Consider the following 15,130-nt stretch of genomic DNA (forward strand, 5'->3'; position numbering starts at 1 on the left):
AGAGGTTGCTGACCGTGTCGATGTCGGTGCCGCGTGTGATGGGCGGATGGCTCGACTCGTAACTGGCATTTTGTCGCATCGTTGAAAGGGTGCTGATAAGCGAGCAAGGAGGAGACTTGACGTGCGTGGGCTGATGGAGCACGGGTGGCTGTTCGCGGAACGCCGCCGGCGTCTCGAACGGAAGGTCGCCCTCTACGACAAGCCCCTGTCTCGCGCGGAGATCGAGCGGATCCAGGTCGAACGCTTCAACAAGATGTGGGCGTACTGCCTGACCCGGGTGCCGTTCTACCGGTCCTGGCGAAAGGAACACGGCCTGCCCACCGGCATTTCTCGGCCGTCGGACCTGCGCTACTTTCCGACGCTCGACAAGGAGCTGTTGATCAGCCGCTCCGCCGAGGTCTTCGCGGGTGGTTCGACGAAGCAGGCATACAGCACCGGCGGGAGCACCGGCCAGCCCACCAAGTTTCCTCGGGGGCGGGGCGAGTCGACCGACCGCTGGGCGAACAACTATCTCGGGCGAGCGTGGCGGGGAATCCAACCGTTCGAGCCGCAGGTCCTGCTCTGGGGGCACTCGCACCTCTTCGGCGACGGGCTGGCCAGCCGGATCGCTCGGTTGAAGCGTGACGTCGCCGACCACCTGGTGAACATCACCCGGTTGAACGCCTACGACCTCAGTGATCCTGCGCTTCAAGGGCACTACGAGGCGATCCGGTCGCGGCAACCCGTGTTGCTGGTCGGATACACCTCGGCAATCTTCAAGGTCGCCCGCTACATCGAGCGCAACACGCTGGACCTGGGAGACATGAGCCGGTTGCGTGCCGTGATCCTGACCGCGGAGACGGCCAGTGACGCGGATATCGCGATGATCGAACGGGTCTTCGGGGTAACGGCCGTCATCGAGTACGGCGCAGCGGAGACCGGCTTGATCGCGATGTCCCGTGAGCAGGCGAGGTCGATCCGGGTCATCTGGGACAGCTACATCTGCCTCGTCGCCGACGATGCTTCGCTCATGGTCACGACCCTCGACGACCGTCTGTTCCCGCTGGTCAACTACGCCATCGGGGACCAGGTCGAAGCAACTGACGTCGTCGATGGCAACGCACTCGAACTCCGCTCGATCCTCGGCCGACGGCAGGAGATCGTGCAGGTCGGCTCCGCGCGCGGGACCCTTGACCTGTCGCCGATCCTGCCGGTGCACATCCTCAAGACCCTTCCGGGAATCGTCGGTGTTCAGTTCCGCCAGGAGCGACCTGACGCCCTGCACATCTACGTGCAGGCAGACCACGAGCTTGATCTCGAAGCGGTGAGCCTGTACTTCGCCCGGGAGTTGCGGAAGGACCACCCTGACCTTCGCGCAGAGTCGATAACGTTCCACCAGGTTGCCGAGCAGGCTCGCACTCGCGCCGGCAAGCACGCCCTGTTCGTTTCCTGAGCCACGGGGGCGCTGCGGCCTTCACCTGCCGATGAGGTCGACCGGTGGTGCGGTGTGGCGCTCCTGTTCAGCGGCGATCGGCTTGCGTCGATGAGATCCGCGCCGTCGATATCGACGCGATACCGCGGCCAGCACGAGGATCCCCGCGACCAGCATTTCCGCGACGGTAGTGGCGGCGGCGGCACCCGTCGGTCCAAGTGTCGCCGCCTGGATGAGCAGCGCGCCGCCCAGGAGCAAACCGATCGACAGGGCGAGACGGGTGGCGGCGGCGTAGTTTCCGTCGCCGATGCGGTTGAGCGTGTAGGCGCGATTCACGGTGGTGAACGGTAGGGCGAGCGCCAACAGTTGCAGCCAGAGCGCCGATTCAGGTATCGGCAGGGTGAGCAGGCTGGCCGTGAGCCACGGCGCGGCGGCGATGACCCCGGCGGCGATGACGGTCGCACCGATGACGGCGATCATCTCGCTGTCCCGGCTGATCGCCATCCTGGGACCGAGATTGTGTCGCCGTCGCGTCCGGAGCGCCATGGGCACCCGGAGTCCGCTGAACGTCACGGCGACCAGTGCCTGATAGATGTTGACCAGGGCGCCATAGCAGCCCACCACCTGAGGGCTCGCCACCAATGAGAGAGCGATCGTGCTGGCGCGGCCGGTGAACGCCTCGGCGAGACTGTAGGTGAACAGCGGCCGGCTCAACCGAAAGGCGCGTCCGGCGGCCCGCAGCGACAGCCCTCTCCACATCGCCGGAGGGGCGTCCGCGCCCCGACAGGCCAGCATCTCCGTGCTGAACAGGTAGGCGGCGGCGCCAACCAGCAGTGCGGTCGTCAACGGGGCGCCCGCGACCAGCAGCGCCATGGACAGCAGGCGGGTGCCGGTTATCGCGGCCGAGGCCGCGATGAAGCGCATCTGTCGGGCGAGGTCGCCGAAGCGCAGGTCGGCCAGGCTGTTGAAGATCATCACGCCGCCGGCGCTGATCAGGGCCGCCCCGCCGTATCCCTGATCGACGTAGAGCGCGGCGATCAGCAGGGTGGCGGTGGCCATGGCAGGCACTGCCACCAGGAGTCGCTGACTGTGCGCCGCGCGGCGTTCCTCGTCATTGCCGGACACATACAACAGGGACGATCCACCCATGACCAGGTTGGCCACCCAGGTCAGCGCGGCCGTCATCACGCTGTACGCCGCGATTTCGGCGGTCTGGCCCTGCCGCGCGCTGTAGGCGAGTATCCCGGCGTTCAACAGGCCGCTCACCAGGCTGGACACCGACGCCACGACGGTGTTGGACCGCACCCCCGGCCGGCGGCTTCCCTGGGAGCGGAGAGGCTCGGCGAGCGTCTGCTCCGAGGTCGACCGTTCAGTCAATCGTGGTCCTTTCACGGCGGCTGGGCACCGCCCGGGGGTCAGCGTTCCGCGACTGTCAACCTGATCCGGTCGAGGATGTTCGGCCCTGCCGTCTCGGCCCGCCAGGACCGATAGGCCTGCCCCGCCGCCCGGCGTGCCGCGAGTCGTTCCTCCTGGCTGCGCTGGACGAACTGGTCAATCTGGTGAGCCAGCGTCTCCACCGTGGCATCCGTCAGGACGGCGCCACCGCCTGCCCGAAGCACCGGGCTCCACGGGGTCTCGTCCGAACAGATCACCGGGCATGACGCGGAGAGGCTCTCGGCGATGACGTGGCCGAAGTTCTCCCCCTGGGTGGGGAAGACGAACGTGTCGTACCGGGCGAAGGTGGACCGGACCGCTTCCGGCGCGAGCTCTCCCCGGTAGGAGAACGTCACGGACGCCGGTAGCCGCTGGGCAAGCAGTTGGCAGTCGGCCCAGTAGGACCTGTCCTCAACTGGACCGTAGACATCGAACGTCACCGGCCGCGTCACCAGCGCGAGGGCTTCGATCACCTTCGCCAGATTCTTGATCGGGTTGATGCGACCAATGAATACGAGACGCGGAGAATCGCCGAGCCGTTCGGGCGGGATCGGCTCTGGCGGAAGTGACACCTCGTTGCGTCGCGTCTCGATCCGGGCCCAGGGAAAGAGCTCTCCGATCAGCTGCGCTTCGTGCGGGTTGGTGGCGTGCCAGTAGACCTCGAGCCGTTTGAGGATGGGCTGCCAAACGCGGAGGAACAGGCGCTTCTTCCGGCTCTTGACTCCAAGTGCGCTCGCCGCCAGCTCGCCTCTTGGCGCGAGGAGTATCCGGTCGACCTGGATGATGCGTGTTTGCGCCGCGAGAATCGGCAAAATCGACGACAGTGCCCAAAGGCTGTTGACGTAGAGAAGGTCGAATGTGCTCGATCGGAGCGTTCTCAGCATCGCGTACCACTGGTGGAGTCGGCCCGGATCAAGGTAGTAGATGCGGGCCGGACCTCGGTGTGCCCAGCGACCCGACAGGCCGGGATACGGCTCTGTCGAGCCGAGGTCGCGGTCTCTCGTCACCATCGTCACGTCGATCGCCGGCGATGTGGTGTCGAGCAGTTGGGCAACGGATCGGACCGGTCCGCCGGCCCGGAACCCCGGTTCGAAGAAGTCGCACGTCAACAGTACGCGGAACGGCGGCACCGGGTCTGAGTCTGTGGAATGTGTGATGTCACGCGGGTCGGAAACAGTCGCGGGAGAATTGTGAATGGTGTTCGCGGCTGTCGGGGCGCTGTCGTCGCGCAGGATGTCGAAGGTGTCAGCCACGTTCGGCTAACGATGAGCGGTGTGGATCGGTGACGGCGCCGCTATCGGCCCGACGTGATGTGACGGAGTCCGACCAGAAATTCGTGAGACAAGCGGCCGAAATGGATATCCGAATATATGCTCCGCTCTCATGGAGTCAGTGGCAGGGGTGCGAGCGATGGCAGGTGGGAATCGAGGCGCCTACCCGCGGCATGCGCGGGGGGTGCCCGACGATCGCCTGCGGAGCCCGACCAGCGGTCTTTGGCGCTGTGCCCTCGGTCTGGCCTGGCTCGGGTTGGGCCTGGCGTGCCTGCTTGTCCAACAGAACCCCTCGGCCGCGTGGGACCGGGACGGAAACCTCGCGATGAGTCTCCTGGCGACCCTCTTCGGCGCGTGGGTCTTCTGGCGAGACGGCGGTCGCCGGATCACGGCGGTGGGGCTCTACAACCTCGCCTTCGCATTCTTCGTTGGCTTCAGCGGTCTCTATCAGACGGTTAAGGCATGGACGCTCGATCCCGGCATCCCGCTCTTCACCGCCGTCGCCATCTGCTACTTCGTCCAGGTGGTGACGTGGTTGTTGTTCTGGAGCGGCGGTGTGCCGCATCGCCTGCCGACGAGTGCCGGGCAGGCAGACGGCAGGACGGCCGGATGGGCGGTGAAGTCGGGCCTGCTCCTGCTGGTGCTCGCCGTGGCCATGGCGGCAGTCGCACCGGACTCGATGCCGGTGGCCAACCCGGTCGGCTTTGTTGGCGTCGTGCTCCTCGCCGTTGGCCTGTTGCGGGGGCCGGTGGCGCGCCATCGGTTCCTCTGGGGCGTGGTTCTCCTCATCGCTTTTGCTGTCTACTTCACCTACCTCTTCACCGGCTTCGGACGGATTGTCGTCGGCACCTTGGCGCTCGCGCTGCTGGTGATGTCGGCCCACCGTGACCAGCGGCGGTACACAAAGCTCCTCATCCTCGGTGGGGCAACCCCGGCACTGCTGTTCCTCGCCGGGCTCCGTGCCACCGCCTCGCAGGGCTCACCGTTCACTGTCGACCAGGATGGATTCGGGTCCGCGATCAGTCCGCTTCGCTCGTTCGCCCAGCTCCTGCGTCTGGAGGAGGCTGGGCTGCTGCCCCGGGGCTGGGGGGAGACATTCGCCAACGCGGCGGTCGGTCTCGTGCCCCGCGCCGTGTGGGAAGGCAAACCGATCGGCTTCGGCGCCGACCTCGTCACGTTCCTGTCACCCGAGTTGGTTGGCACAGGGCACTCCGCGGCAGCGCTCACGCACGGGGAATGGTTGTACAACTTCGGTCTGCTGGGGCTGGGGTTGATGGTCCCGGTGATCGGCCTTGCCGTCCGACTGATCGACAGGCTGCTGGCCTGGGCCTCATCTAGCCCGCTCACCACGCCGCACGCCATTGGCGCCTACGCCGGTGCGATCGTCACTGCGGTCGGTCTGTTCGACCTCCTCTGGGTGGGCAGCTTCACCTACGTGGTGCGTGGCGGTGCTCGCCTGCTGGTGCTGGCCGCGGTGATCCTGGTGATCGGCTGGCGGGTCTCGGGGCAGGCGGCGCCGAACCACCTGTTTGACCAACGCCGGCCGGCCGCTGCCCGCCGTCCCCAGCCGACGGCGCGTGCCCGATGACCGCGCTACACCAGCCCAGCGAGTGACCGTCCCGGCATTCGCCGAGACGGTCGGGAACTGACTTACCTGTTGTGCTGTTAGTCCCGTTTGTGGGCGTTTCTCCAGCGGGGTTTCGCTCGTTGCGGCAGTTGTGGCCGCACTACGGCCTCGACCAGCACGGCCTACGCGAGCCACCACGAACGAACGGAGCGTCAGTGAGCAACTTGACCACCGGACGCCGCGTGCTCATCACCGGCGGCACCGGTTCCTTCGGCCAGACCATGGTCCGCCGGCTTCTCGCCCGCGGCGTCGGCGAGGTTCGGGTGCTCAGCCGGGATGAGGCCAAGCAGGATGCGATGCGTCGGCTGCTCGGCGACGAGCGGGTCCGCTACTACGTCGGAGACATCCGGGACTACGACTCGGTGCTCAACGCCAGCCGCGGCATCGACTACATCTTCCACGCGGCCGCCCTCAAGCAGGTGCCGTCGTGCGAGTTCTTCCCACTCGAGGCAGTACGGACGAACGTGCTGGGCAGCAGCAATGTCGTTGAGGCCGCCGAGCGTAACGGTGTCGGCTCGGTGGTGGTCCTCAGCACCGACAAGGCCGTCTACCCGGTGAACGCGATGGGCATGAGCAAGGCGATGATGGAGAAGGTCGTCCAGGCGCACGCCCGGAACAACCCAAACAGCGCCACCACGGTCTCCTGCGTGCGGTACGGCAATGTCATGTACTCGCGTGGGTCCGTGATTCCGCTCTTCATCGAGCAGATCAAGGCGGGCCGGGCGCCCACCGTGACCGACCCGGGAATGACCCGCTTCGTGATGTCGTTGGCCGACTCCGTCGAGCTGGTCGAGCACGCGTTCCAGCACGCGCGACCCGGCGACATCTTCATTCGTAAGGCTGCGGCCTGCACCGTCGGAGACCTGGCCGAGGCGGTGTGTCAGCTCTTCGACGTGCCCGCCAAGCTCGATGTGATCGGCATACGGCACGGCGAGAAGCAGGCCGAGACGCTGGCCAGCCGGGAGGAACTCGCCCAGGCCGAGGACTTCGGGGACTTCCTCCGGGTGCCGCTCGACGGTCGCGACCTCAACTACGCGCTCTACGTCTCCGAAGGTGAGTTCGGCGACGGGCTGACCGAGGACTTCAACTCGTCGAACGCGCCGCAGCTCGGCGTACCCGAGATCGTCGAGTTGCTGAAGACGCTGCCCGAGGTGCGGGCGGAGCTGGCCCTGCGGGATCCGGTGTTGGCGTGCTGAGGCTCGCCGTCACCGGCGGCGGCGGCTTCCTCGGCTGGCACGTCCGGGTGCTACTGCGCGCGCTGGGGTGGCCGGAGCCGACCATGCTCAGCCGGGTCGACCTGGCCGATCCGGGGGTGATCGCGGCGAAGGTTGCCGGTCACGATCGGCTGCTGCACCTGGCCGGTGTCAACCGGGGGGAGCCGGCCGAGGTCGCCGCCGGCAATGTCCAGCTCGCCACCCAGCTCGCCGATGGGCTCAAGCACTGCGCGAACCCGCCGGCGCGGGTGGTCTACGCCAATTCGGTGCAGGCCGGCAACGGCACACCGTACGGCGACGCCAAGGCCGCCGCGGCGCGGGTGCTGGCGGACACCGGGGTCGACCTCGACGACGTGTTGCTGCCGAACCTGTACGGCGAGCATGGCCGGCCGTACTACAACTCGGCGGTGGCGACCTTCTGCCGGCTGCTCGCCGAGGGTGGGCGGCCCGAGGTGCACGCCGACCGTGAGCTGAGCCTGGTGCACGTCACCGACGCTGCCGCCCGTCTCATCGGCGCGCCCAACGGTGGATCGTGGGATCCGACCATGCCGGCGCTGCGCATCGGCGTCCAGGCGCTGGCGGACCGGCTCACCGGGATGGCCGCCACGTACCGGACCGGGGAGATCCCGTCCCTGCTGAGCCGGCACGAGGTGCGGCTGTTCAACACCTACCGGTCGCACTGCTTTCCGGCGCACTACCCGATCACCCTGCCTCGGCGGGCCGACGCCCGTGGCGAACTGGTCGAGACGGTCAAGGCACACGGCGGGGCGGGGCAGACGTTCTGCTCCACCACCCGTCCGGGGATCACCCGGGGAGAACACTTCCACCTGGCGAAGGTGGAGCGGTTCGTGGTGCTGCGCGGCTCGGCCGAGATCAGCCTGCGCCGGGTCGGCGACCGTGAGGTGCTGCGGTTCCCGGTGAGCGGCACCGAGCCAGCGCTCATCGACATGCCCACCATGTGGGTGCACAAGCTGGTGAACACCGGTGCGGACGAACTGGTGACGATGTTCTGGGCCAACGAGCTCTTCGACCCGGACCGGCCGGACACCTGGGCCGAACCGGTGGAGACGGCCCGGTCGGCGCCGCTGGCGGCAGCAGAGGGAGGACGGGCATGACCCGGATCATGACTGTGGTCGGCACCCGACCCGAGATCATCAGGCTCTCCCGGGTGATCGCTCGACTCGACGACACGGTGGATCACACGCTGGTGCACACGGGGCAGAACTGGGACAGCGCCCTGTCGGAGGTGTTCTTCAAAGAGTTGCGCATGCGGGAGCCGGACCGATTCCTCCGCGTCGACACCTCATCGCTGGGGCGGGTCCTCGGCGGGGTGCTCGTCGGCATGGAGGCCGCGATCGCGCAGGAGCGACCCGACGCGGTCCTGGTACTCGGCGACACCAACAGCTGCATCGCCGCGCTGATGGCCCGCCGGATGCGCGTGCCGGTCTACCACATGGAGGCCGGCAACCGGTGTTTCGACCTGAACGTGCCGGAGGAGACCAACCGGCGGCTGGTCGATCACGTGGCCGACTTCAACCTCGTCTACACCGAGCACGCCCGGCGCAACCTGCTCGCCGAGGGCCTGCACCCGCGCCGGATCCTGCACACCGGCTCGCCCATGCGGGAGGTGCTGGAGCACTACCGGGCGCCGATCGCCAGCTCGACCATCCTGCGTCAACTGGAACTCGACCGGGACCGGTACTTCCTGGTCAGCGCGCACCGGGAGGAGAACGTGGACCGCCCCGACCGGCTCCAGCGGTTACTGGACTGCCTGGTCGCGGTTCGCGACCGGTGGGGCTTCCCGGTGCTGGTCTCCACCCACCCGCGCACCCGTAAGCGGCTGGAGGCGCTGGCCCCGGACGCCACCGCACTGGACGGCATCGCCTTCCACGACCCGTTCGGGCTGCTCGACTACGTCCACCTGCAGACCAAGGCGTACTGCACCCTGTCGGACAGCGGCACGATCAGCGAGGAGGCCGCCATCCTCAACTTCCCCGCGGTAACGCTGCGCGAGTCGATCGAACGCCCCGAGGCGCTCGACGCCGGCGGCATCATCATGACCGGCCTTGACCCGCATGGCGTGGTCGAGGCGGTCGAGGTGACGGTGGCGCAGGTCGCCGCGCAGGGCGTGCCCTGCCCGGTCGACTACCAGGTGCCCGACACCTCCCGACGGGTGGTGGATTTCATCCTCTCCACCGTGCGCCGACACCACGACTGGGCGGGCATCCGCCGCTGACCAGCGTCGACACCGGGGCTGGCGACCACGAACCTGCGGTCGCCAGCCCCGGTGTCTGTCTGTGTGCTCGCGCGCGAACCGAACGGGGTGACGCCGCGCGGCGTCACCCCGTTCGTCGCCGCCGAGGCGGCGGGGTCGATCAGTGCGACTGCAGGGGTACGGCCCGCGGGCCCTTCACCACCGGACCGACCGGCTGAGCGCAGAGCAGCGCGAGGTGCTCGACGATCTTCGCCGCGTCGTCGTACGGGTCGAGCCCGCTGGCCTCCATCGGGTCGAGCGGCGGGACGGGTACGTGCGACACCAGCGGATGGAACGGCCGGGTGTCCACCTCGCCGGTGCCGAGAAGGTCCTCGTGCAGCTTCTCGCCGGGCCGAAGGCCGGTGTAGACGATCGGAACGGAGCTGGACGCCTGGTCGGCCATCTGTCGGGCCAGGTCGACGATCCGGACCGGTTCGCCCATGTCGAGCACCAGCGCCTCCCCGTCCTGCCCGATCTCGGTGGCCTGGAGCACGAGGTGGACGGCCTCCTGGATGGTCATCAGGTAGCGGGTGACGTCCGGGTGGGTGACGGTCAGGGGCTTCCCGGCCTCGATCTGCCGCTGGAAGGCCGTCACCACCGAGCCACGGCTGCTCAGTACGTTGCCGAAGCGAACACTGAGGAAGGTCCCCGGGAACCGGGACGCGGCGTGCGCGGTCAGTCGCTCGGTGATCCGTTTCGAGTAGCCGAGGACGCTGATCGGGTCGGCTGCCTTGTCGGTCGAGATGTTGACGAACTTCGCCACATCCTGGCAGGCGTCCAGCACCGAGAGGGTGCCCCAGACGTTGGTCTTGACCGCCTCGCCCGGGTGCCGCTGCAGCAGGGTCAGGTGTTTGAGTGCCGCCGCATGAAAGATGATCTCCGGACGGCGTTCCCGGATGATCCGCCGGATGCCCTCGTCGTCGCGCAGGTCGGCGAGGATCAGCTCGGGGCCGTCCAGCATGGCCCGTCCGGCGAGTGACATCTGCAGGCCGTGCAGGGCCGACTCGTCCCGGTCCAGCATCATCAGCTCGCCCGGGTTGGCCTTCATCACCTGACGGCAGAGCTCGGAGCCGATCGACCCGCCGGCGCCGGTGACCAGGATTCGTCGGCCGGTCAGACTGTTGGTGCCCAGCGGAAGGTCGCCGACCACCTGCCGGCGCCCGAGCAGGTCGCTGACCTGCACGTCCCGGACGTCGGTGACGGTGATTCGGTGGTCGACCAGGTCCCGCACCGGGGGCAGCACCTTGAAGACCGCGCCGGCCGCGAGGGTGGCCTCACGGATCTGGCGGATCAGCGCGGCCTCCGCGTTGGCCACCGAGAAGATGACGGTGGTGGCGCCGGTACGCCGGACCGAGGCGGCGACATCGTGGCGACCGCCCAGCACGCGTACCCGGCCGATGCGCAGGTCACGCTTGTCCGGGTCGTCGTCGAGCGCGCCGACCGGCAGGTACCGGCCGCGCGGGTCGCTGAGCATGGCGCGGAGCAGCCCTTGACCCGCGTCACCCATCCCGAACAGCAGCACCGGCGTCGACGACCGGACATCGGGGCGCATGGCGAGGTCGCGCCGGTGCCGGTACGCGAACCGGGTGCCGAGCATGAGCAGCAGGGCGAGCGCACCGCCGACTACCGGGGTACTCGCCGGAACCGGCCGGTCGCTGGACGGCAGCAGGCCGAGCAGGATGATGGCGGCCGTGGTGATGGTGGTGCCGGCGAGGCCCTGAACCTCCTGGAGGCTGCCCAGTGGGTGTCGTCCGGAGTAGAGCCGGCGCAACGCCGACACTGCCACGTGGATGACCGCCGCGGCCGCTCCGACCGCTGCGGCTCGGCCGAGCTGGCCCGGAGGAAGCTGGAACTCGAACCGGGTCCAAGCGGCCGCGACTGCACCGCCGACCCAGGCGGTGGTGTCGGCAGCGAGAAATCCGACCGCGCGGCGACGGGCCCTGGCCCGCCGCGTCCGCTGGTCTGTCCGCTCCGTGTGCTCCGTGTCCTGGGGCATGTACTGGCTCCCTGTCCCGTCTTACGACTACTTCTGCCGCCAGGCAGAAGGAGCTTTGCGCTCCTTGTCCTTGTTACAGGGTGAAGAGGCACTGCTGGCCGTTTTCGGGTTATCTGAGCCAAACGTCCGGCTATCCTATTGGCCGCCCAGTGCGCCGGGCCGCTCTCCCGGTCAGAACCGCCGCCGGCGGCACGGTGCTCACCGATCGGCCGGAACGTGGTCCCGGACCGCCTTCTCCAGATGCCTCGCGAGGGCCACGCTGCCGACCCGCTCCGAGAGTCGTTCCAGGTAGAACTGCCGTCCGCTGCGGCCCAGCTCTTCACGTTTCTCGGCGCCCAACTCGTACATCCGACGGATCGCGTCGGCCAGCGCGTAGGGGTCGCCGGGAGGTGCGACGAACCCGGCGCCGGACTCGTCGACGAGACGGGCCGCGTCACCCGCCAGGGCGGCCACGATGGGGCGGCCGCACGCCAGGGTGCTCTGCACCTTGCTGGGCATGATCGACCGGAGGAAGGGCTGATCGCGCAGGGAGATCAACTGGACGTCCCCGAGGGGCATGAGTTCGACCATCCGCTCGATCGGCTGCTGGCCGAGGAAGACCACCCGGCCGGGGGCGTATCGTGCGGCCGACTCGCGTAGCCGGCGCTCTTCCACGCCGCTGCCGGCGAACACGAGCGTCAGGTCCGGGATGTCGGCGAGATGCTCCAGCGCGTCGACGGCGACATCGAGCCCCTGGAGGTTTCCCATGCTTCCGGCGTACATGACGACGAAGCCCTCCAGCCCGAGGGTCGCTGCCAACTGGGGATCAGGTGTTCGCGGGCGGAAGAGGCGTTCGTCGACCCAGTTGTAGACGACCGAGAGCTTGTCCCGGGGGACTCCGCGGCTGCTCAGGATGTCGGCCATGCCCGGGGCGATGACCGCCACCGACGACGCGCCCCGGTGCGCCGCGTCGCAGAACCTGTTGAGCAACTGGACGATCAGGTCGGTGCGACGGCCAGGGCGGACGTAGTCGCTCTCCGCCAGAGTGTCTGGCCAGAGATCCTCCATGAGAATCACGTACGGGCGTCCGTGCATCCAACGGGCCACCATCGCGGGCAGCGTCACTGTCGCCGGCGACGAGTAGACCAGCCACACGTCGACCTTGCGGAGCAGGTCCAGCCGGGTCGCGGCGGAGGCCGCGAAGCTGAGATAGTTGGCAGCCCGTCTGACCGCCGACCGGTCGTGACTGGGCACCAACGGCACCCGGTGCACCGAGACGCCGCTCATCATCTCGAAACGGTATGGGCGCAGCCGGTAGCCCGGAGACAGCCGGCCGGACGGATAGTTCGGGAAGCCGGTGAGCACGTGCACCTCGTGCCCGAGCGCGACGAGCGACCGGCTGATGATCCCCGGAAGTACGGCGGAGCCACCCTCCGGGTCGTACCACTGGGTGATGATCCCGATTCTCACCGCGCTGCCACCGCAGCCGGAGCAGCCAAGGAACCGATCAGGCCAGTCGAGCCTGACCCGGGGGCGAGAGTCATGGAGAGCCTTCCTGTTGGGGGCGGAGTTACTTGGTCAGAGACCGGTTGTCCGCGTCCGCTCCGCTCGTCTCGACCGATTGCGCGTCACCTGTTCGGGGCCGCGCCACAGCGTCAGCGTTCGGTGCCGAGGCGGGTGCCGGCTGGGTGCCGGCCGTTCTCAGCCGCTCCCATGCCTCGGGGCGCAGCTCGGGCGCCAGCCCTTGGTCGGCGAGCCAGCCCGGCGTCTGTCGCTTGCCGAACAGGAGCATGTCCACCCGACGGGCGTGCGCATTGGCGTTCAGACTCGTCCGCCCGTACGCGGTGAGGCAGCGCGTCGCGTACCGCGCCACCCGTGCTGGGAGGTGCAGTGGCTCGCGGCCACCGAGAAGGCGGAGCAGGAGCCCTGTCGTCATGCCGTTGTGGGGCTGGAGCACGATGGGCGGCACCGGGCCGTCGACGAGCCCGAGGTGGGCGATCGCCGCAGCGACATCGCCGATGAGGACCTGGGGCGTCGGCGCGGTGCCGTCCCCGGCGACGCAGCTCATCCGCGACTGCGCGAGCCGGATGAGCGCCCGGGTGTTCGGCCGATCCACGTCGTGGACCCAGGTCGACCGATAGATGACCGCGTCGATGCAGTCCTCGCGCCGCAGCAGGCGCTCACCGATCGCCTTCGAGCGGGAGTACGGCGAGAAGGGCATCGTGCGCGATGTTTCGTCGAGATCCATCGCTCCCTGCGCCGCGGCCGAACTGACGTGGACCAGCCGGTCGGCGTCGACCAGCGCGCTGGCTCGGGCGACCAGGGTGGGAAGCAGTGCGTTTCCGCCGTACAACTGCGCGCTGTCCGGGGCGGACCCGTTCGGTAGCCCCGCTGTGTTGATCACGATGTGAGCGCCGTCGAGCTGGGCGGCGAGGGCGTCGACGACGTCCCGCTGGAGATCCGCCGGCACCGAATCGCTTCGGAGCGCCTCGGCGAGCGGCCACGACAAGCGCGGTGCGGCGACGAGCTGGACCTCGGCTCCCCGGTTGCCCAGCTCGGCGACAACCGCGCGGCCGACGAAGCCGCTGCTGCCGAGCACCGCGACCCTCTTGACCGGCCGATTCCGGTCGGTCGGGTCACCGGCTCGTTGAGCTGACAGTTCTGGCATGAATCGTTCTTCCTTCCGGCGAGGGCTGGGCCCGTTGGGCGGTGCGCCAGGCGGGGGCAGCGAGGTAGGCGGCGAGGATGGCGACGGCCGCAGCGTCCAATGCGACCCGGGCGAGTGGTCCGCTGAAGGAAGCGGTGACCAGACAGCCGGCCACGGCCGCGCTGACGATGGCGGTCGTCGCGGTGACCCGCTGATGTGACCACCCGCCGTCCGTCAGCCGCTGATAGGCATGGTTGCGGTGCGGGCGGTACCAGGCTTCGCCCTTATTGATGCGGCGCAGGAGCGTCCAGCCCGTGTCGGCGACATACAGCGCGAGTGGCGCCACGGCTGCCTCCGGCGGCGTGCCGCGAACGATGGCGTAGGCGGCGATCGTGCTGAGCGCACCGCCCAGGGCGTACGACCCGACATCACCGAGAAAGACCTTCGCGACCCAGGCGTTCCAGGGCAGGAATGTCAGGGACGCGGCGGCGATCAGGCTGCCGGCCGCGGTCAGTAGCGGAAGGTCCGTGAGTACGCCGAGCACGGCGTACACCGCTCCGCCGAGGATCGCGTGCACGGCCGAGATGCCGTTGATGCCGTCCATGAAGTTGAAGGCGTTCACATACGAGGTCAGCCAGGCCGCCAGGGCGAGGACGAGAAGCACGTGGACATACCACTCCTGCCCACCGGGCACCAGGACCAGGGCTGTGCCCAGGCCGGCCAGCAACTGCAGAAGCAGCCGGCTGCGGATCGGGACACCCCGGAGGTCTTCCAGGAGCCCGATCGCCGCGAAGAAGAGCAGCGGTACGGCGATGGATCGGGCGTGCTCGTTCAGGAGAAGTGCGAGCCCCGCCGCCGCGGCGACTCCCACGCCGCCGCCGCGCGGGATCGGTGTGCTGTGCGAGGACCGCTCCGACGGTATGTCGAGAACGGCGGCCGACCTCAGCAGGCGAAGGATCAGCGGCTGTAACAGAGTGCCGACGACGAGTGCGAGGACGATTCCACCGAGGAGCGGAATGGCCGTCATGGCGTGGTTCCTGACGAGCGGTGGCGGGCGCGCGTCGTGCGGGCAGGCGTTGGCCATGGCACGGTGCGGCAGGCCGGCCACTGAGGATCCTCTTGAATGTGCAGGAGATTCACCACTCGAACCTTTGGGTTGAACCGGTCATACCGGGATGAATCAATCATAGGGGGTCGCTACTATGGACAAACGACCGTTCCCCATATTCGGTGTGCGGCGCGCAGCTCGATCCGCTCTCGTTGCCGTCGAGAAGGTCCGGCAGCCCCGGTTCGGAGG

At 68.5% G+C, this 15,130-nt stretch carries 11 protein-coding genes; 5 read left to right on the forward strand and 6 right to left on the reverse strand.

The features are described 5' to 3' along the window. Positions 1 to 121: 121 nt before the first annotated feature. Positions 122 to 1,432, forward strand: coding sequence for a hypothetical protein (locus ACIBF8_RS04525; RefSeq protein WP_396780977.1), 1,311 nt, complete (start codon positions 122 to 124; stop codon positions 1,430 to 1,432). Positions 1,433 to 1,453: 21 nt separating this feature from the next. Here the strand turns inward: ACIBF8_RS04525 and ACIBF8_RS04530 are convergent, their stop codons facing one another. Both ACIBF8_RS04530 and ACIBF8_RS04535 read right to left on the reverse strand, forming a co-directional pair. After that, positions 1,454 to 2,788, reverse strand: a complete 1,335-nt coding sequence (locus ACIBF8_RS04530; RefSeq protein ID WP_396780978.1) for a hypothetical protein — start codon at positions 2,786 to 2,788, stop codon at positions 1,454 to 1,456. 38 nt (positions 2,789 to 2,826) lie between these two features. Then, entirely contained in the window at positions 2,827 to 4,098 is a 1,272-nt protein-coding gene (locus ACIBF8_RS04535) for a glycosyltransferase (RefSeq protein WP_396780979.1), read from the reverse strand. Between the two features lie 412 nt (positions 4,099 to 4,510). Between ACIBF8_RS04535 and ACIBF8_RS04540 the strand changes: the two genes are divergently transcribed. From ACIBF8_RS04540 to wecB, 4 genes are all read left to right on the forward strand, one after another. After that, the gene (locus ACIBF8_RS04540) at positions 4,511 to 5,704 is read left to right on the forward strand and encodes a hypothetical protein (RefSeq protein WP_396780980.1); all 1,194 of its coding nucleotides are present in this window, start codon (positions 4,511 to 4,513) and stop codon (positions 5,702 to 5,704) included. 194 nt (positions 5,705 to 5,898) lie between these two features. Continuing rightward, entirely contained in the window at positions 5,899 to 6,939 is a 1,041-nt protein-coding gene (locus ACIBF8_RS04545) for an SDR family NAD(P)-dependent oxidoreductase (RefSeq protein WP_396780981.1), read from the forward strand. Beyond that, the gene (locus ACIBF8_RS04550; protein WP_396780982.1) at positions 6,933 to 8,072 is read left to right on the forward strand and encodes a capsular biosynthesis protein; all 1,140 of its coding nucleotides are present in this window, start codon (positions 6,933 to 6,935) and stop codon (positions 8,070 to 8,072) included. Before ACIBF8_RS04545 ends, ACIBF8_RS04550 begins: the two co-directional genes overlap by 7 nt. After that, on the forward strand, positions 8,069 to 9,193 hold the full coding sequence (gene wecB / locus ACIBF8_RS04555; RefSeq protein WP_396780983.1) for a non-hydrolyzing UDP-N-acetylglucosamine 2-epimerase: 1,125 nt from the start codon (positions 8,069 to 8,071) through the stop codon (positions 9,191 to 9,193). The genes ACIBF8_RS04550 and wecB overlap by 4 nt, the downstream gene beginning before the upstream one ends. A gap of 139 nt (positions 9,194 to 9,332) precedes the next feature. Here the strand turns inward: wecB and ACIBF8_RS04560 are convergent, their stop codons facing one another. From ACIBF8_RS04560 to ACIBF8_RS04575, 4 genes are all read right to left on the reverse strand, one after another. Then, positions 9,333 to 11,207 (reverse strand): polysaccharide biosynthesis protein, encoded by a 1,875-nt coding sequence (locus ACIBF8_RS04560; protein ID WP_396780984.1) that lies wholly within the window; start codon positions 11,205 to 11,207, stop codon positions 9,333 to 9,335. A 198-nt stretch (positions 11,208 to 11,405) separates the two neighbouring features. After that, positions 11,406 to 12,656, reverse strand: coding sequence for a glycosyltransferase family 4 protein (locus tag ACIBF8_RS04565; RefSeq protein ID WP_396780985.1), 1,251 nt, complete (start codon positions 12,654 to 12,656; stop codon positions 11,406 to 11,408). A 100-nt stretch (positions 12,657 to 12,756) separates the two neighbouring features. Then, positions 12,757 to 13,854 carry an NAD-dependent epimerase/dehydratase family protein gene (locus ACIBF8_RS04570; protein ID WP_396780986.1) on the reverse strand — a complete coding sequence of 366 codons (1,098 nt, stop codon included), beginning with the start codon at positions 13,852 to 13,854 and terminating at the stop codon, positions 12,757 to 12,759. After that, positions 13,823 to 14,860 carry a hypothetical protein gene (locus ACIBF8_RS04575; protein ID WP_396780987.1) on the reverse strand — a complete coding sequence of 346 codons (1,038 nt, stop codon included), beginning with the start codon at positions 14,858 to 14,860 and terminating at the stop codon, positions 13,823 to 13,825. The genes ACIBF8_RS04570 and ACIBF8_RS04575 overlap by 32 nt, the downstream gene beginning before the upstream one ends. Between the last annotated feature and the right edge of the window lie 270 nt (positions 14,861 to 15,130).

The organism is Micromonospora sp. NPDC050276 (assembly GCF_044459545.1).
In the GTDB taxonomy this organism is placed as follows: domain Bacteria; phylum Actinomycetota; class Actinomycetes; order Mycobacteriales; family Micromonosporaceae; genus Micromonospora.

Bases quoted from the DNA above. Each gene is read 5' to 3' on its own strand.
- wecB (WP_396780983.1), top strand. From the start codon at position 8,069: ATGACCCGGATCATGACTGTGGTCGGCACCCGACCCGAGATCATCAGG.
- ACIBF8_RS04570 (WP_396780986.1), bottom strand. From the start codon at position 13,854: ATGCCAGAACTGTCAGCTCAACGAGCCGGTGACCCGACCGACCGGAAT.
- ACIBF8_RS04560 (WP_396780984.1), bottom strand. From the start codon at position 11,207: ATGCCCCAGGACACGGAGCACACGGAGCGGACAGACCAGCGGACGCGG.
- ACIBF8_RS04575 (WP_396780987.1), bottom strand. From the start codon at position 14,860: ATGACGGCCATTCCGCTCCTCGGTGGAATCGTCCTCGCACTCGTCGTC.